Raw genomic sequence first — 16,860 nt, 5'->3', positions numbered from 1 at the left:
GCCGACTCCGCTGAGGGCGCGAGAGGTGCTCTCGGGAGAGTTGGCTGTGACAGACACCACACAACTTAGGGCGCAGGTTACGAAAGTGCAACCGCCTGTTACAAGTCAGTGTTCACTCCGGAAACAGCGGTCACCAGCCCTGCGTGAGCCCCCCTGGGCCTGGCGGCGTACACGCCGAAACGCACCGAATCCCCAGGGGGACTCGGTGCGTTTCGCGGGTGCTGTGTCGATCAGGGCACACGGCCCGGATCGTGGGACTCAGGCGGCCTGGTGGGCCTTCATCGCCTCACGCTTGGCCCGGCGCAGGGCTTTCGACTCCGGCGAGCGACCGACCTTGTACGGGTCGGACGGCTTCTTGGAGTAGATCGCCAGCTGACGCACGACGCTCGCGAGCTGCTTGGACAGCCGGCCTTCGTTGTAGCGCAGGCCGTACTTCTCGACGAGACGCTGCACGTCGACCTTGACCTCGCTGTAGCGGCGGGCCGGGATGTCGGGGAACAGGTGGTGCTCGATCTGGTGGCTGAGGTTGCCCGTCAAGACGTGGAACGGCTTCGAGCCGGAGATGTTGGCCGAGCCGAGCAGCTGGCGCAGGTACCACTGGCCGCGGGTCTCGTTCTGGGCGTCCTCCTCCTGGAAGGTCTCGGCACCGGCCGGGAAGTGGCCGCAGAAGATGACCAGGAAGGTCCAGATGTTGCGCACCAGGTTGGCGACGAAGTTGGCGCCGAGCACGGCCACCGGGGCCCACCAGCCGACGAACGGGATCGCGGCGCAGGCGATGACCGGGTAGACGACGTAGTCCTTGAACAGCTGGCGGCGGACCTTGACGTACGCGCGCTTCTTGCGAGCCTGGAACTCCTCCTTGCTCATCTTGCCGCCGAGGTACTCGTCGAGCTCGATGCCGTGGTACATCACGCCCCACTCGAAGAACAGCATCAGCATGAACGACAACGGCAGGTTGAACCGGTGGTTCGGGTACCAGGGCTGGTCGGGGTCGATCCGCAGCAGGCCGTAGCCGATGTCGCGGTCCATGCCGTGGATGTTCGTGTACGTGTGGTGGATGAAGTTGTGGCCGTGCTTCCAGTCCTGCGCGGGGGCCACGTTGTCCCACTCGTAGCGCTTGCCATCGATCATCGGGTCGTTCATCCAGTCGTACTGACCGTGCATGATGTTGTGCCCGATCTCCATGTTCTCGATGATCTTCGAGAGCGACAGGAACACGACGCCGGCGATGAAGGCCGGCGGGAAGATCGGCAGGAAGATGCCGATGCGGCCCAGGACCTCGAACCACTTCTGCAGGCGGATGACGCGGCGGATGTAGTCGGCGTCCTTCTGGCCCAGGTCGTCGAGGACGCGCTGGCGCACGGCGTCGAGCTCGCGCCCGAACTCCTCGAGCTCCTCGTACGTCATGTACTCGAGCCCGATGGTGGACTTGCGATTCGGGTCGTAGGTGTCGACCAGGGGCACGGGAGCCTGGTTGTGCTCCGATGCGCTCAATCGCTCGATCGGTGCGTGCTTGGCGCGCTTCAACAGGGGCATCTGTTTCTCCTCACAGATCGACCGCGACGTCGCCCACGGGGACGTTGACGCAGACCTTGATGGTTTCGTCGGTGTCGGCACAGACCTCACCGCTGATGACGTGACGCACTGCGCCATGGAGCTTCTTGACCGCGCAGGTGTTGCACACACCCATGCGGCAGCCGTACGTGGGGGACAGTCCGGCGGCCTCGGCCTGCTCGAGGATCGTGGTGCCGGAGTTGGGGGCGGCGACGCCGCTGGCCTCGAACGTGACGCTGCCGGTCGCGTCCGCGGCATCCAGGTCGACCGAGGGGACCTTGAAGTACTCGGCCGTCAGCTGGTCCTGGGCGCCGAGGTCCTCGTACAGGTCGCGGACCGTCGCGATGAGACCGGCGGGTCCGCAGACCCAGGTCGGCGTGGTCAGCGGGTCGATGCCCAGGTGGCGCAGGTGGTCGAGGGTGATGCGGCCGACGAGGTCGGCACCCGGCTCGGGGTCGCGCGTGTAGACGCGCACCATGTCGACGAAGGGCAGCTCGCCCAGGGCGTCCAGCTCGGTGGAGAACATCTCGTCCTCGCGCGAGCGCGCATAGTGCAAGAAGGTGACGTGGCCGGTGTGGCCACGGTCGGCCAGCGTGCGCAGCATGCTCATGACCGGGGTGATGCCCGAGCCGCCGCTGATCAGCAGCATGTCGCCGGGCACCTGCTTCGGGAGCACGAAGTCGCCGGAGGCGGGGGACAGGTAGACGACGGTGCCGGGCTTGAGGTGGCCGGCGTGCAGGAACTGCGAGACGTAACCGTCGGGATGGGCCTTGACCGAGACGCTGAAGAGTCCGTCCTTGCGCTCGGCGGAGCTCGACACGCTGAACACGCGCACGCGGCGCGTGCCGTCGACCTCGACGCCGAATTCGACGTGCTGGCCCGGGACGAATCCGGTCCAGGCGCCGTTGGGGCGCATCACCACGGTGCTGGCGGCGCCGGTCTCGCGGATGACCTCCACGACGCGGCCCCGCACGGCCTGGACCGTGAGCATGGGGTGGACGAGGGTCAGGTACTCGTCGGGGTGGTGCGGGGACGTCACCTTGGCGACGGCCGGGGAGGCCAGGGCCCTGCGGATCAGTCCCATGGAGCTCCTGTCGGGTGGGGCGACGTCGCGTGAGCGAAATCAGTGAACATCTGTTCACCCAAGAATGTCAGGTGAAGCAACCTGTGGTCAACAGGACAGGCCGTGTCGTGGAACACGTGTTCACCGAACCGAGGGCCGACCGTACGCCCTAGGCTGGGACCGTGTCCGAAGCCGTCAGTGCGCGTCAGCAACAGAAGGAGCGCACCCGTGCGGCTCTCCTGGACGCTGCGCTCGAGCTCAGCAGCGAGCAGGGTTTCGCCCAGACCAGCCTGCGGCAGGTCGCGAAGCGTGCGGGGGTCGTCCCCGCGGCGTTCTACCGGCACTTCGCCTCGATGGACGAGTTGGGCCTGGCCCTGGTCGAGCGGTGCTTCGGCACGCTGCGCACCATGATCCGCGACGCCTCGCGCGACCCCCAGGTCTTCCTGCAGATCATCGACGCGGCCGCCGAGATCCTGGTCGACGCGGTCAAGCAGAACAAGGCCGACTTCGCGTTCGTGGCTCGCGAGCGCGTCGGTGGGTCCGAGGTCGTGCGGCGCGCGATCGGCCACGAGCTGGACCTGTTCGTCTCCGAGCTGGCCGTCGTGCTGGCGCGGCTGCCCAACATCGAGACGTGGAGCGCCGACGACGTGCAGATGGTGTCGCGGCTCTTCGTGCGCAACATGGTGGCGAACGCCGAGGAGGTCGTCGAGATGCCCGAGGGGCGTCCCGACCTCGAGGAGCGCATCCGCGAGGGTGCCCGGCGCCAGATGCGGCTCATCGTGCTCGGCTTCGAGGACTGGCGCAGCTGACACGCGCAGGGCGATCACCGGCCGGTGGACACAATGGACACCATGACGAATTCCGGGGCGTCCGACTCAGTTGACCTCGGGGTCCTTCGCCAGCTGGCGGGGAGCCCTCACGGGCCGGTGGAGTTCCGGCACCGCCTGCGCGAGGCGCAGCGGCAGATCTCGGGATTCCTGATGGAGTACAAGTTCGCCCTCGACGAGATCGAGACGAAGATCTCGATCCTGCGCGAGGAGTTCGAGCTGGCCCACGAGTACAGCCCGATCGAGCACGTGAAGTCGCGTCTCAAGACCCTCCAGAGCCTCGTGGACAAGGTGGACCGCATCGACTGTCCCCGCGACCTGCCCACGATCCGCGAGCGGATCCGCGACATCGCCGGCATCCGGGTGTCGTGCGTCTTCGTCGAGGACACCTACCGCTTCGCCAAGATGCTCTCGCAGCAGCACGACATCACGGTCCTGGAGACCAAGGACTACATCGCCCGGCCGAAGCCGAACGGCTATCGGAGCCTGCACCTGATCGTCGAGGTGCCGGTCTTCCTCTCCGACCGCACGGTGCACGTCCCGGTCGAGGTGCAGGTCCGCACGATCGCGATGGACTTCTGGGCCAGCGTCGAGCACCAGATCTACTACAAGTACCGCACCGACGTGCCCGGCGAGCTGAGCGCCAAACTGGCCGAGGTCGCCGCGACCGCCGCTGATCTGGATTCGCAGATGGGACGCCTGCGCGAGGAGATCGGCTCCCTGTAGTGATGTGGGATCCGTTACAGTCTGACTAAGCAAGCGCTTAGTCAGGAGAATCCCATGTCCGTGGTGCTGTCCCGTCGAGACGTCGACTTCCTGCTGTTCGAGTGGCTGGACGCGGTCGATCTGACCACGCGCGAGCGGTACTCCGAGCACTCCCGCGAGACCTTCGACGCCGTCATCGACCTGGCCGAGGCCATCGCCACCGAGCGGTTCGCCCCCATCAACCGGCTGCTGGACACGCACGAGCCGTTCGTGGGCGAGGACGGCAAGGTCGTCCTGCCGGCCGAGCTCGCCGACGCGCTGCGCGTCTACGCGCGGTCGGGGATGCCGGCCGCGACGTTCGACGCCGAGGTCGGCGGCATGCAGCTGCCCTTCACCGTCGGGCAGGGTGCGTTCGCCTTCCTGCAGGCGGCGAGCGCGGCTGCGGCGTCGTACCCGTTCCTGTCCACGGGCAACGCCAACTTGCTGGTCGCCCATGGCTCCGCCGAGCAGGTCGAGCGGTATGCGCTCCCGGTGATCGAGGGCCGTTGGTACGGCACGATGGCCCTCTCGGAGCCCCAGGCCGGGTCGTCGCTCGGCGACATCACCACGCGCGCGGTGCGCCAGCCCGACGGCACGTATCGATTGTTCGGGACCAAGATGTGGATCTCGGGCGGCGACCACGAGCTGAGCGAGAACATCGTGCACCTGGTCCTGGCGAAGGTCGAGGGAGCGCCCCCGGGCGTCAAGGGGATCTCGCTGTTCATCGTGCCCAAGTACCTGGTCGAGGCGGACGGGTCGCTCGGTGAGCGCAACGACGTCGCCCTGGTCGGCCTCAACCACAAGATGGGTTGGCGCGGCACCACCAACACGCTGCTGAACTTCGGCGAGGGCCTCGCGACCCCGGGCGGCGTGGCGGGTGCGGTCGGCGACATCGTCGGCGAGGAGGGCCAAGGTCTGGCCCAGATGTTCCACATGATGAACGAGGCGCGCATCTCGGTCGGCATGGGCGCGGTCGCGCTGGGCTACACCGGGTACCTCCACTCGCTCGAGTACGCCAAGCAGCGCACGCAGGGGCGCGTGGCCGGCGCCAAGGACCCGGCACTGCCGCAGGTGCCGTTGGTCGAGCACGCCGACGTGCGACGGATGCTGCTGGCCCAGAAGTCGTACGTCGAGGGCGGCCTCGGCCTGCTGCTCTACTGCGCGCGACTCATCGACGAGCAGGTCAGCGGGACGGACGACGCCGCACGCGACCGGGCGCGCGAGCTGCTGGAGGTGCTCACGCCGATCGCCAAGTCCTGGCCCTCGCAGTGGTGCCTCGCCGCGAACGACCTGGCGATCCAGGTGCACGGCGGCTCGGGCTACACCCGCGACTACGCGGTCGAGCAGTTCTACCGCGACAACCGGCTGAACCCCATCCACGAGGGCACCCACGGCATCCAGAGTCTGGACCTCCTCGGCCGCAAGGTCGTCGCGGGCGGTGGCGCGGCCCTGGGCACGCTGGTCGGGACGATCAAGGCGACGACGGCCCGTGCTGCCGAGGGCGACGAGACGGTGGCGGCGTACGCGGCGCAGCTGGACGCGCGGGTGGACCGGCTCGTCGAGGTGACCGGCGCGCTGTGGGCCGGGGGTGACCCGGCCGTCGCGCTGGCGAACTCGGCGGTCTACCTGGAGGCGGCCGGCCATGTCGTGATGGCGTGGATCTGGCTCGAGCAGCTGCTCGCGGTCGGTGACCGCACGGACGCCTTCTACGACGGCAAGCGGGCCGCCGGCCGGTACTTCTTCGCGTTCGAGCTGCCGAAGGTCGATCCGCAGTTCGACCTGCTCGCGTCGCTGGACCGCACGGTGCTGGATCTGGATCCCGCGGTGCTCTGAGCGCTGCGGTTCCGGGGGACCGACGCGACCGGCGCGTCGCTCAGCCAGCGGTCCCGCGCGACGACGGATCGATCTCGGCGGCGAGGCTGAGGCCGCCGATCGTGATCGCGGTGAGCGCCGCGACGGCGGTGTCGGCATCGACCTCGACGCCCCGGAAGTGGGCGTCCATCGCGACGCCCCAGCACATGCCGACGCACATCGGGGTGGTGAGCTTCGGGTCCAGGGTCTGCGACCACACGGTGTCGGCAGCGGCGGTCTGGGCGGCGATCGCGTCCATGTACGGCGCGATGCGGCGCAGGTAGAAGTCCTGGCCGTTGGCGCGGTCGCTGAACAGGACCACGTGGAAGACCTCGAGGTAGTCGGTGAAGACGCCCAGCAGCGCCCGGTAGAACGCATCGATCATGTCGGGAACGCCCGGAACGGGCGTGCTGACCAGTCGGGTGCGCATCAACTGGTCGAGCGGCTCGACGATCGCCTCCTCGAACAGCTGCTCCTTGGAGTCGAAGTAGCGGTAGAGCAGGGCGACGTTCACTCCGGCGCGATCGGCGATGTCGCTGACCCGGGCGCTCCCGGGTCCGACCCGCAGGAACTCCTCACGGGCAGCCTCGAGAAGTTGCTTGCGCCGCTCCTCGGCATGCAGTCGCGCCATGGTCCTTGCACCTCCTTCGGGGTGAGCCTAAGTCGCCGACGGCTCACTGCGTGGCTCATCCGTGCTGGAGGTACTGGTCACGCGGAACGACAGCCTCCCTGCAGAGTGATACGCCTGATCACTCTGCTTTTCAGGATCGCACGAGTGGGGCCTCTGGGCCTCCCAAAGAGTGGTGGCAGCTCAGCCCCGTGAGGCGCGCGCCCGCTCGGTCTGGCGTTCGTCCAGTCCAGGACAGGTCGCCACAGCAGATCGGCCGCGGAGGCCCGGAGGAAACCCAGGTGTCCGACCTGCCGACCGGGCGCCGGCGCGAGCTGCAGTCGCTCTGTTATCGCCGTCGGCCCACGGGACCTCGCCCCGGAGCGAACCGAGCGGCTCCTAGACTCGAAGGGTGACGTCGGGCCGCTCGGGTCCGACCTTCGAACGGCAAGGCAGGAACGATGTACGAGCACGGTGAGCGCCCCTGGTCCGTCCACTACGGCCCCGGCGTACCGACGCAGATCGACATCCCGGACGAGCCCATCACGGCGGGTCTGGAGCGTGCAGCGAAGAAGTGGCCCGACCGGATCGCCACCGACTTCCTCGGTGCCACCGCGACCTACGCCGAGACCGAGCAGGCGGTCCGCCGGGCCATGGTGGTGCTGCGCGACCTCGGCGTGAAGGCCGGCGACAGGGTGGCCCTGGTGCTGCCGAACAGCCCCAGCCACCTGGTCGCCTATCACGCCGCCCTCCGCCTGGGCGCGGTCGTCGTCGACCTGAATCCGACCTACACGCAGGCCGAGTTGACCCACCTCCTCGCCGACTGCGGCGCGACGTACGCGCTGGTGTGGCACAAGGCCGTCGAGACCGTCCTGGCCGCGCGCGGCCAGACCCGCGTCAAGGTCGTCAGCGTCGACATCAGCCGCGACCTGCCGGCCTCGGCGCAGTTGTTGCTCAAGCTGCCGGTCAAGGCGGCCCGCGAGAAGCGCGACGCGCTCCGGGGCACCGTCCCGGCGGACATCCTCGACTGGCACACCCTGGTGAAGAAGGCCCGCGGCGAGGTCGCGGCCGCCGAGGTGCATGGCGACGACCTGGCGCTGCTGCAGTACACCGGCGGCACGACGGGCACGCCCAAGGCCGCGATGTTGACGCACCGCAACCTGGTGGCCAACGTGGTGCACGGCCAGGCCTGGGTCTCGTTCCGCGAAGGAGAGGAAACCGTCTACGGCGTCCTGCCGTTCTTCCACGCCTTCGGTCTGACCTTCTGCCTGAACCTGCCCGGGTACATCGGGGCGACGCTCGTGATGTTCCCGAACTTCGATCCCGAGGCCGTGCTGGCCGCGTTCGACCGCCGCCCCGCGACGTTCATGGCCGGCGTCGCCCCGATGTTCGACCGGATCGCGCTGGCCGTCGAGAAGGCGAAGAACCCGCCCACGGAAGGGCTGCGCCAGGTGCGGCTCGGTTTCGCCGGCGCCATGCCGATCCCGGAATCGACCGTCGAGCGCTGGGAGGCCCTGACCGGAGGCCTGTTGATCGAGGGCTACGGGATGACCGAGTGCGCCCCGATCGCGCTGGGCAACCCGTGCAGCCCGGCGCGTCGCCCGGGCACGCTGGGGGTGCCGTTCCCCAACACGGACATGAAGATCGTCGACATCGACGACCACACCCGCGAGGTGACGCCCGATGAGCACGGGTACCGGCGCGGCGAGCTGCTCGTGCGCGGTCCGCAGGTGTTCTCGGGTTACCTGAACCGGCCCGAGGAGACCGCCCACCAGCTGCTCGAGGGCGGCTGGCTGCGCACCGGCGACGTCGTCGAGGTCGACGAGACCGGCTGGGTCACCCTGGTCGACCGCGTCAAGGAGATGATCATCGTCGGCGGGTTCAAGGTCTACCCGTCGAACGTCGAGGACCACCTGCGCCTCATGCCGGGCATCGCCGACGTGGCGGTCGTGGGCGTGCGCACGAGCGCCGGCGACGACCAGGTGCTGGCGGCCTTCGTGCTCGAGGAGGGCGCCGTCGCGCCGTCGCTCGAGCAGGTCCGCGCCCACGGCGAGACCCATCTCGCGCGCTACGCGCTGCCGCGCCGGGTCGAGATCCTCAAGGACCTGCCGCGCTCGCAGATCGGCAAGGTCATGCGCCGGCAGGTGCAGAAGCTCTTCACGCACGGGGACTGAACGCAGTCGGGCGGTCGCACCCACGCGACACGACGACGGGCGGCCCGCATGGTGCGGGCCGCCCGACGTCGCGGTGCGGATGGGCCGGTCGTCAGAACTTCGCCGTGTCGTCCTGCTTCGGCGTGGCCGAGTCGCCGTCGGGCTGGCCGTCGCCGTTGTAGTCGGGTGACTGCTGGGACCGGTCACCGCGCTGGCCCTGGTCGGGCCGCTCGCCCTGGCCCTGGTCGGGCCGCTCGCCCTGGCCCTGGCCCTGGCCCTGGTCCTGGTTCTGGCCCGGGCCGCCGGGGAACTGCCCGCGGTGGCCCTGCCCGGGCCCGCCGGGCATCTGCTCGCCGCCGTGCGGACCGCCCTGGCGGTCGAACTGCTGGGACATCTCGTGCCCGCCGCGCTCGGGTCCGTCATCGTCCCCGACCGCGTAGCCGGCGCCGAAGCCGACCGCAGCGAGGACCACGCCGCCGGCGACGGCGCCCGCGATGGTCGCCTTGCGGCCTCGGGGCAGGCGCTCGCGCCACGTCGAGCTGCGGGGCTCGGCCGGGGAGTCGGCGGCCGCGGGCGCGCTCTCGGCGGGGGTGGTGGGCTGGGGGGTGGTGGGGTTCTCGTTGGTGCTCATGTTGGTGGTGTTCCTCTCTGGGTGGGGGGGGTCAGTGGGCCGCGGATCCGGGGCCGCCCGCAGGGGCCTCCCCGGCGGTGGCCGTGGTCGTGTGCCCGGCCGCGGTGACGGTGTACGTCTGGCCGGTCGTGATCTGCGGCGATGAGTAGACGACTGCTGCGAGGTCCTTGCGGGCCGTGAAGGTGGCGACCTCATCACCCTTCGGGTCGGTGATGACGACCTTTTCGCCCGCACTCACCGTGCGGTCGAGCGGCACGGCGATCCACGCCTGCTCCGACTCGCCGGACGGCGCGGTCAGCATGGTGGCGCTGCCGGTCGCGAGCAGGGTGCCGCCGGAGATCTCGAAGTCGCCGTTCACGTCCAGAGCGCCGTCCTCGCCGCTCGTGGGGCCGTGCACCGTGACGGTGCCTCCGGTGACCGTGAGGTCGCCGTTGGAGTCGATGCCGTCGCCACTGGACCAGACGTCGACGGTGCCGCCGTTGATGACGATGCGCAGTGAGTCGTCGGGCTCCATGGAGCCGGTGCCGCCGTGCGCGCTCGTCGACTCCTCGTCCGAGGACGAGGCGTTGACGGCGTCGTCGGCCGAGCGCAGGTCCAGGTCGCCGCCGTCGACGATGACGACGGAGCCCTCGACCGCCTCGGTCGATCCGGCGACGTCGACGGTGCCGCCGGAGACCAGAACCTGCACGCCCTTGAGGGCGTCGTCACGGGAGTCCACGCGGACGGAGCCGTCCTCGACCAGGACGAAGCCCGCGCCAGGATCCTCGGTGTTGTCGGACCTCAGGCCGTCGTCCACCGCGGTCACGCTGACGTCGGCGCCCGATGCGACGAGGTAGTCCTTGCCGATGATCCCGTCGTCGACGGCGTCGACCGAGATCGTGCCGCCGGCCAGGACCAGCCCGTCCTTGCTCACGATGCCGTTGTTGCTGCGGCCCTCGACGCTCAGGGAGCCGGTGCCCCCGATGGTCAGGTCGGCCGTCGAGAACAGGGCGCCGGTGGGGGCGTCGTCGGAGGTGTCGGCGTAGGTCGTGGCGTCCTCGAGCCGGTTCTGGCTGCCCTGCGCCAGCACGACCACGACCGAGTCCGCCTCGGCCACGTGCAGCGCGGCGGTGGTGCCGGAGGTGATCGAGGCGCCGTCCAGGAGGAGCCGCACGGCACCCTCGGCGTTGCTGTCGACGACGACCTGGCCGGTCAGGCTCCCGTGCAGCCGGTAGGTGCCCGGTGCGGAGATCGTGACGGTGCCGTCCTTCGCGGACACGTCGTCGCTGTCGGAGGAGGCGGTGGCGCCGGACAGGGTGACGTCCACGGCGTCGGCGGCGTCCTCGGAGGTGTCTCCGGTCTCGACGTCGACGTTGTCGGCCAGGGCCGCACGGACGGTCGTGGCGTCGGTGATCGTGGTCGGGTCGTGCGGGGCGTCGCCGGATGGCGTCTCGGACGCGCCGCAGCCGGCGATGAGCGCCAGCGACGCGGTCGCCACCAGGACGCTCCGCAACCTGTGAGTCTTCATGAGGGTCCTTTCGGGACGGGCTCGGTGCTTCGTTGTCTCGATCGTGCTGCGCCGACCTGTCGCCGTGATGGAGTCCAGATGTGAGCGGGCTGTGAGGGTCCCGGACGCCGTCGCGGGGGAGCTCCCGGCCGCTCACAGGCTGCTCACAGGCGGGTGGGGGTCCGGCGACAGCGCGCGCTGCAAGGGTGGTGGTCACCGAGCTCTGTGAGGAGTCAGCATGAATCCACGTCGCGCGTCCTCGTCCCCGTGCGCGCCGAACCCGCCCGCGGGTACCGTCGGAAAGGTGGACCCCAAGGCATCGCAGTCCTCCCGGCTCACGCGCCCGGACGGATCCCCGCTGCGGGTGCTCGTCGTCGACGACGAGGTCAACCTGGCCGAGCTGATCGCGATGGCGCTGCGCTACGAGGGCTGGGACGTCACGATGGCCCACACCGGCCGCAAGGCGGTCGACCTCGCGCGGGAGCTGCGTCCCGACGCCGTCGTGCTCGACATCATGCTGCCCGACTTCGACGGGTTCGAGGTGCTGCGCCGGATGCGCTCCTTCGACCCGAACGTGCCGGTCCTCTTCCTCACCGCGCGCGACGCCGTCGAGGACCGCGTCGCCGGCCTGACCGAGGGCGGGGACGACTACGTGACCAAGCCCTTCTCGCTGCAGGAGGTCGTCGCCCGCGTCCGGGCCCTGATGCGGCGCGCCGGCGCGCAGCAGGCCGAGTCGTCGTCGGTGCTCGTGGTCGGCGACCTGACCCTGGACGAGGACAGTCACGAGGTCTTCCGCGGCGGCGACGAGATCACCCTGACCGCGACCGAGTTCGAGCTGCTGCGGTTCCTGATGCGCAACCCCCGGCGCGTGCTGAGCAAGGCGCAGATCCTCGACCGGGTCTGGAACTACGACTTCGGCGGACAGGCCAACGTCGTCGAGCTGTACATCTCCTACCTGCGCAAGAAGATCGACGCGGGCCGTGCGCCCATGATCCACACGATGCGTGGCGCCGGCTACGTCCTCAAGCCGGCGGAGTGACGTGCGACCGGGTGGGCCGCGCTCCCTGACGGCGCGACTGGTGGCCACGACGGTGCTGCTCGTCGTGGGCGTGACCGTGCTGGTCGGGGCATTGAGCGCTGTCGCGGTGCGGTCGTACCTGCTCGCCCAGCTGGACGACCAGGTCACGGCGTCGCTGCAGCGAGCCCAGCGTGCGCCGTCGTTCGGCGACGGGCCCGGCCCGGACGGTCTCGACGACCGTCGCGGCCAGGGCGTCGGCACCCTCACCGCGGTGTGGATCCCGGACCGGGACGTGGCAGTCGGCGACGTCATCGTCGAGGGGCAGGACGGCCGGACGAGTCGGTCGCCACTGTCCGAGGACGACCTGGAGGCCCTCGACGAGGTCTCGGCCGACGACGGTCCCCACACCGTGCGGCTGGACGAGTTCGGTGGCTACCGCGTCGTGGTCGTCGAGACCTCGGCGGGGAAGCTGGCGGCGGGCCTGCCCACCCGTGACGTGGACGCCGCGGTGGCCACGCTGCTGGGCTGGCAGGGCGTGCTGACGGTGCTCGGCGCGGTCGCCGCACTGGGCGGGGCCCTCGTCCTGGTGCGCCGCCAGCTGCGGCCGCTGCGCGAGGTGGCCGGCACCGCGAACGCCGTGGCGCGGCTGCCGCTGGCCCGGGGGGACATCGAGCTGGCGGAGCGGGTGCCCGCAGACCTCGCCGACGAGTCGACCGAGGTCGGTCAGGTGGGCAGCGCGCTGAACACGCTGTTGGACCACGTCGAGTCCTCCCTCGAGGCACGTCAGCGCAGCGAGGAGCAGGTGCGCCAGTTCGTGGCCGACGCGTCACACGAGCTACGGACGCCCCTGGCGACCATCGCGGGCTACTCCGAGCTGGCCCGCAGCCGACCGGACGACGAGGAGGCGCTGCGCCGGGCCCTGGAGAAGGTCGAGGAGGAGTCGCACCGGATGACGGCTCTCGTCGAGGACCTGCTGCTGCTGGCGCGGCTCGACGCCGGCCGTCCGCTCGCTCGCCAGCCCGTCGACCTGACGCGGATGCTGCTGGAGGCGGTCGCCGACGCGCGGGTGATCGCGCCGGACCACGTCTGGCGGCTGACGCTGCCGGACGAGCCGATCGAGGTGCTCGGCGACGAGCAGCGGTTGCACCAGGTCGTCACCAACCTGCTCACGAACGCGCGCAAGCACACGCCCGCAGGAACCACCGTGACCGTGGCCGCCGACCCGTCGGGGTTCACCGTCCACGACGACGGGCCGGGGTTCTCACCCGAGTTGGCCGAGCACGCCTTCGAGCGGTTCACTCGCGGCGACCGTGCCCGCACCCGAGAGGGTGGCGTCGGGCTGGGGCTCGCGCTGGTGGCGGCCATCATCGAGGCGCACGGCGGCAGTGTGACGCTCGACAGCCGGCCGGGGGACACGACCTTCACGGTCCGGCTGCCGGCGGAGGGCGCGCAGGAGGACCCGCCCGGTGAGATCGACGGGTGAGGTGCGCCGGGCCACGGAGGGGACGGAGCGTTCACCCGGGGTTCGCGACTTCTTCTCCCACGCGCCGTAGCACCGTCCCCGTCCAGCCCACCGGTGTTCATCCGTCTCGGGCTGACTAGCTCTCAGGGTGCGCATCCACGCGCACGTACCGAGAGGAATCCAGATGAAGAACCCCATGGGCCGGGCGCGATCCCGGCGCATGTCACTGGCCGCCGTGGCGCTCGCCGTCGCCGGCGTCGGTTGCCTGAGTCCGGTCGCGACCGCCACGGCCTCGTCGACCGCGGCACCGGGCATCGTCCGGGTCGCGGACGAGCCGACCTACTTCGCGCCGCTGATCGACGCCGGCACCTCGTGGCGCTACCTGGCCACCGGCGTCGACCCCTCGCCGACCGGTGACCGCCACGCCTGGGCCCAGCCCGGCTTCGACGACAGCACCTGGGCCACCGGCAAGGGTGGATTCGGTGCGAAGTGGGAGAGCGGTGTCGAGACCGCCGACTTCGACGACGGGATGCGCGCCACCACCGTGCTGCCGATGCGACCGACCGGTGGCGACAACATCCCCACGTACTTCTTCCGGACCACCTTCGATGTGACCGCCGAGCAGCTCGCGACCGGCGAGGACATCGGCTTCGACGGGTACATCGACGACGCGGCCGTCATCTTCATCAACGGCGAGGAGGTCAAGCGTCACCTCGTCGAGGACGGCACACCCAACGTCGCGTACGACAGCGGCACCGGCGAGGAGCTCGCGTTCACGATCCCCGCGTCGAAGTTCCGGACGGGCAGCAACACCATCGCCGTGCGGCTGCACCAGGACCGTGCCGCGAGCTCGGACATCTGGTTCTCGCTGGACCACCTGGGCGGCGAGCTTCCGCCCCCGCCCTCCGGCCCCGCCGTCGGCGCACCCAGCCGCGTCATCCTGACGCCGACCGAGACCCCCGAGACCTCGCAGAGCTTCACCTGGCTCGCGGGCGCACCGGACGTCAGCGTGGGCCGCGTCCAGTTGCGGGTCGGCGACGGCCCCATTCGGACGGTCGGCGCCACGAGTCAGGGCACGGCCGTCAACCAGGGCAACCCGCACTTCTCCGCGACGGTCCGTGGCCTGAAGCCCGACACGGAGTACACCTACCGCGTCGGCAACCCGGACGCCTGGAGCCAGTGGAAGACGTTCACCACCGCCGACCCGGACGCGGAGGAGACCGAGTACGTCTACTACGGCGACGCCCAGATCGGCCTGGACTCGACCTGGCCGAACGTCGTCAAGCTGGCCCGGGAGAAGGCGCCGAACTCGATCGGCTCGGTGCATGCCGGCGACCTCATCGACACCTCCAGCAACGACACCCAGTGGAAGAACTGGTTCACCGGCATGGTGGAGTCCGCCGCGACGACGAACATCTTCGCCGCGCCGGGCAACCACGAGTACTCGGGCGATCGGCTGCTGAAGTCGTGGAAGGCGCACTTCGAGTACCCGGACAACCAGCCGAACTCCTCCACGATCGGCGACCTGGCCCAGCGCTCGGTCGGCGACACGGAGGTCGCGCGCCAGTACCAGGCCTACTTCGACCACTGGTCGCAGTTCGCGCACGAGACGGTCTACTACAGCGACTACCAGGGCATCCGCTTCATCACGATCAACGCCACGACCGACTCGACGTTCCTGACCCCGCAGAACCTGCCGTCCTGCTCGGGTGAGGAGTGCCCGTCGAAGCGGGTCGCCGCGCTGTGGGCCGAGTACCAGGCCGCGTGGATGGACCACATCCTGGGCGAGTCGCCCGCGAAGTGGAACGTCGTCACGTTCCACCAGCCGGTCTACTCGGCGTCGGCCGGTCGCGACGAGCCGCACCTGCGTGGACCGTGGGTGCCGGTCTTCCAGAAGCACAACATCGATCTCGTCCAGATGGGCCACGACCACGTCTACGCCCGCGGCTTCAACAACGAGAACCGGACCGATCGCGACGGTGTCACCGACGGCCCGGTCTACATCGTCCAGAACTCCGGCGCCAAGCACTACGACCTGGAGACCGACGAGCGGAACGTGTGGACGAAGAACGGTGCGACCCAGGTGCGCAAGGGTGAGGACTTCTCGAGCTTCGCGGTCGTGAAGGTCACCGACGACCGCCTGCACTACACGTCGTACATCGCCGAGAAGACCGCGTCGTCCACGACCGATGTCCCGGTCGGTGGCGTGTGGGACGAGTTCGTCGTCACCAAGCACGACGACGGCCGCAAGGTCGTCACCGAGGCCGGTGCCCCGGTCCCCGAGTTCGAGGACCTCACCCCGGCACCGCAGATCGTGAAGCAGTCGCCGACCACGGTCCACACGAAGGTCGGCGGCACCGTGCGCCTGGCCGTCGAGGCCCGTGGCGAGGGCGGCCTGTCCTACCAGTGGCAGCGCAGCCCGGTCGGGAAGAACGCGTGGACGGACATCGTGAACCAGGACAAGTCCAGCCTCGTGCTGGAGGACGTCACCGCGAACACCGGCCGTCAGCAGTATCGGGTGGCCGTGACCTCGGGCACGCGGACGGTTCACTCGCTGCCCACGACCGTGATCGTGGCCCCCGACCGCAAGATCGCGTCGAAGGTCGCCGTCGGCAAGGCGACGGTCAAGGCCGGCAGGAAGGCCGCCGTGGCCGTGCGGCCCAGCGTCACCGGGAAGGTTCGCGTGACCGTCCGGGCGGGCGGCAAGAAGCTCACCCGCACCGTGACGGTGAAGGCCGGTCGCAAGACGACGGTGCGGCTCGGCGCGGTGCCGAAGCGTGCCAGGGGTCGAGCCGTCGTCACGGTCGTCCTCGACCCGAGCGACGCGAAGTACGCGACGTCCACCCGGACCAAGGCGGTGAAGGTGAAGCGCTGAGTCTCGGTACGAGCGGGCCCGCCACCGGCTTCGGCCGCGGCGGGCCCGTCCGCTTCTCCTCCAGCAGACGCGTCGAGTCGCGAGCCCGGTGGACCGTGCCTACCGTGGCCGAATGAAGAGCCGCACCCTCGCCAGCAGCATCGCCGCGCCGGTCGCCGCGGCCGTCCTCGGGTCCGTCGCGACGTCCACCGGGATGAAGAGCCTCTGGTACCGGACGCTGCGCAAGCCGTCGATCCAACCGCCCGGGCCCGTGTTCCCGGTCGTGTGGACCGGTCTCTACGCCTCCACGGCCTGGGCGTCGGTTGATGCGCAGGCACAGATGACGCCGGACGAGGCGAGCACGTACCGCCGCAAGCTCGCGCTCAACATGGCCCTCAATGCGGGTTGGTGCTGGTCGTTCTTCCGCGGACACCAACTGGTCCCGTCGATCGCGGTGGCGGGCGCCCTGGCTGCCAGCTCGGCCGACCTGGCACGCACCGCCGGGGGAGCCTCGAGGCGAGCCGGGTGGGCGCTGGTGCCGTACACGGCGTGGAACACCTTCGCGACCGTCCTCACCGCCGCGATCTGGCGGAAGAACAGGAACCGCTGA

At 70.0% G+C, this 16,860-nt stretch carries 13 protein-coding genes; 8 read left to right on the top strand and 5 right to left on the bottom strand.

Annotated elements, in window-relative coordinates; genetic code table 11:
* Window positions 1–258: 258 nt before the first annotated feature.
* Together GL325_RS04300 and GL325_RS04295 are read right to left on the bottom strand one after the other, a co-directional pair.
* Complete coding sequence (locus GL325_RS04300) at window positions 259–1,536, bottom strand: acyl-CoA desaturase (RefSeq protein ID WP_154595341.1); 1,278 nt, start codon at window positions 1,534–1,536, stop codon at window positions 259–261.
* A 10-nt stretch (window positions 1,537–1,546) separates the two neighbouring features.
* Window positions 1,547–2,638, bottom strand: coding sequence for a ferredoxin reductase (locus tag GL325_RS04295; protein ID WP_154595340.1), 1,092 nt, complete (start codon window positions 2,636–2,638; stop codon window positions 1,547–1,549).
* Window positions 2,639–2,799: 161 nt separating this feature from the next.
* On the opposite strand from GL325_RS04295, the gene GL325_RS04290 reads away from it, so the two are divergent.
* Genes GL325_RS04290 through GL325_RS04280 form a run of 3 tightly spaced genes read left to right on the top strand, consistent with a single transcriptional unit; the run spans window position 2,800 to window position 6,021 of the window.
* Window positions 2,800–3,426 (top strand): TetR family transcriptional regulator, encoded by a 627-nt coding sequence (locus GL325_RS04290; RefSeq protein WP_187411826.1) that lies wholly within the window; start codon window positions 2,800–2,802, stop codon window positions 3,424–3,426.
* 42 nt (window positions 3,427–3,468) lie between these two features.
* Window positions 3,469–4,170 (top strand): GTP pyrophosphokinase family protein, encoded by a 702-nt coding sequence (locus tag GL325_RS04285; RefSeq protein ID WP_187768703.1) that lies wholly within the window; start codon window positions 3,469–3,471, stop codon window positions 4,168–4,170.
* 54 nt (window positions 4,171–4,224) lie between these two features.
* The gene (locus GL325_RS04280) at window positions 4,225–6,021 is read left to right on the top strand and encodes an acyl-CoA dehydrogenase (RefSeq protein ID WP_187768702.1); all 1,797 of its coding nucleotides are present in this window, start codon (window positions 4,225–4,227) and stop codon (window positions 6,019–6,021) included.
* Window positions 6,022–6,061: 40 nt separating this feature from the next.
* Here GL325_RS04280 and GL325_RS04275 read toward each other — a convergent pair whose 3' ends face one another.
* Complete coding sequence (locus tag GL325_RS04275; protein WP_154595337.1) at window positions 6,062–6,670, bottom strand: TetR/AcrR family transcriptional regulator; 609 nt, start codon at window positions 6,668–6,670, stop codon at window positions 6,062–6,064.
* Window positions 6,671–7,107: 437 nt separating this feature from the next.
* Between GL325_RS04275 and GL325_RS04270 the strand changes: the two genes are divergently transcribed.
* Window positions 7,108–8,820, top strand: a complete 1,713-nt coding sequence (locus GL325_RS04270) for an AMP-binding protein (RefSeq protein WP_187768701.1) — start codon at window positions 7,108–7,110, stop codon at window positions 8,818–8,820.
* Between the two features lie 91 nt (window positions 8,821–8,911).
* Here GL325_RS04270 and GL325_RS04265 read toward each other — a convergent pair whose 3' ends face one another.
* Window positions 8,912–9,430 carry a hypothetical protein gene (locus tag GL325_RS04265; RefSeq protein ID WP_187768700.1) on the bottom strand — a complete coding sequence of 173 codons (519 nt, stop codon included), beginning with the start codon at window positions 9,428–9,430 and terminating at the stop codon, window positions 8,912–8,914.
* Window positions 9,431–9,461: 31 nt separating this feature from the next.
* Window positions 9,462–10,937 (bottom strand): carbohydrate-binding domain-containing protein, encoded by a 1,476-nt coding sequence (locus tag GL325_RS04260; protein WP_187768699.1) that lies wholly within the window; start codon window positions 10,935–10,937, stop codon window positions 9,462–9,464.
* A gap of 283 nt (window positions 10,938–11,220) precedes the next feature.
* Between GL325_RS04260 and GL325_RS04255 the strand changes: the two genes are divergently transcribed.
* The 4 genes from GL325_RS04255 (at window position 11,221) to GL325_RS04240 (ending at window position 16,860) form a co-directional block, all read left to right on the top strand.
* On the top strand, window positions 11,221–11,955 hold the full coding sequence (locus GL325_RS04255) for a response regulator transcription factor (protein ID WP_255955547.1): 735 nt from the start codon (window positions 11,221–11,223) through the stop codon (window positions 11,953–11,955).
* Window positions 11,956–11,995: 40 nt separating this feature from the next.
* Window positions 11,996–13,417, top strand: coding sequence for a HAMP domain-containing sensor histidine kinase (locus GL325_RS04250; RefSeq protein WP_255955545.1), 1,422 nt, complete (start codon window positions 11,996–11,998; stop codon window positions 13,415–13,417).
* A gap of 163 nt (window positions 13,418–13,580) precedes the next feature.
* Window positions 13,581–16,271 carry a metallophosphoesterase family protein gene (locus GL325_RS04245; protein WP_187768696.1) on the top strand — a complete coding sequence of 897 codons (2,691 nt, stop codon included), beginning with the start codon at window positions 13,581–13,583 and terminating at the stop codon, window positions 16,269–16,271.
* Window positions 16,272–16,383: 112 nt separating this feature from the next.
* The gene (locus tag GL325_RS04240; protein ID WP_187768695.1) at window positions 16,384–16,860 is read left to right on the top strand and encodes a TspO/MBR family protein; all 477 of its coding nucleotides are present in this window, start codon (window positions 16,384–16,386) and stop codon (window positions 16,858–16,860) included.

Origin of the sequence: Aeromicrobium sp. 636 (assembly GCF_024433585.1) — a bacterium.
Classification (GTDB): domain Bacteria; phylum Actinomycetota; class Actinomycetes; order Propionibacteriales; family Nocardioidaceae; genus Aeromicrobium; species Aeromicrobium senzhongii.
Note: the sequence above shows the minus strand (reverse complement) of the source record. Positions and strands in the feature narration are given on the sequence as shown.

What these genes read in the sequence shown, in the direction of transcription:
- GL325_RS04265 (WP_187768700.1), bottom strand. Translation starts at nt 9,430, where the DNA reads ATGAGCACCAACGAGAACCCCACCACCCCCCAGCCCACCACCCCCGCC.
- GL325_RS04295 (WP_154595340.1), bottom strand. Translation starts at nt 2,638, where the DNA reads ATGGGACTGATCCGCAGGGCCCTGGCCTCCCCGGCCGTCGCCAAGGTG.
- GL325_RS04240 (WP_187768695.1), top strand. Translation starts at nt 16,384, where the DNA reads ATGAAGAGCCGCACCCTCGCCAGCAGCATCGCCGCGCCGGTCGCCGCG.
- GL325_RS04300 (WP_154595341.1), bottom strand. Translation starts at nt 1,536, where the DNA reads ATGCCCCTGTTGAAGCGCGCCAAGCACGCACCGATCGAGCGATTGAGC.
- GL325_RS04285 (WP_187768703.1), top strand. Translation starts at nt 3,469, where the DNA reads ATGACGAATTCCGGGGCGTCCGACTCAGTTGACCTCGGGGTCCTTCGC.
- GL325_RS04245 (WP_187768696.1), top strand. Translation starts at nt 13,581, where the DNA reads ATGAAGAACCCCATGGGCCGGGCGCGATCCCGGCGCATGTCACTGGCC.
- GL325_RS04275 (WP_154595337.1), bottom strand. Translation starts at nt 6,670, where the DNA reads ATGGCGCGACTGCATGCCGAGGAGCGGCGCAAGCAACTTCTCGAGGCT.
- GL325_RS04280 (WP_187768702.1), top strand. Translation starts at nt 4,225, where the DNA reads ATGTCCGTGGTGCTGTCCCGTCGAGACGTCGACTTCCTGCTGTTCGAG.
- GL325_RS04260 (WP_187768699.1), bottom strand. Translation starts at nt 10,937, where the DNA reads ATGAAGACTCACAGGTTGCGGAGCGTCCTGGTGGCGACCGCGTCGCTG.
- GL325_RS04270 (WP_187768701.1), top strand. Translation starts at nt 7,108, where the DNA reads ATGTACGAGCACGGTGAGCGCCCCTGGTCCGTCCACTACGGCCCCGGC.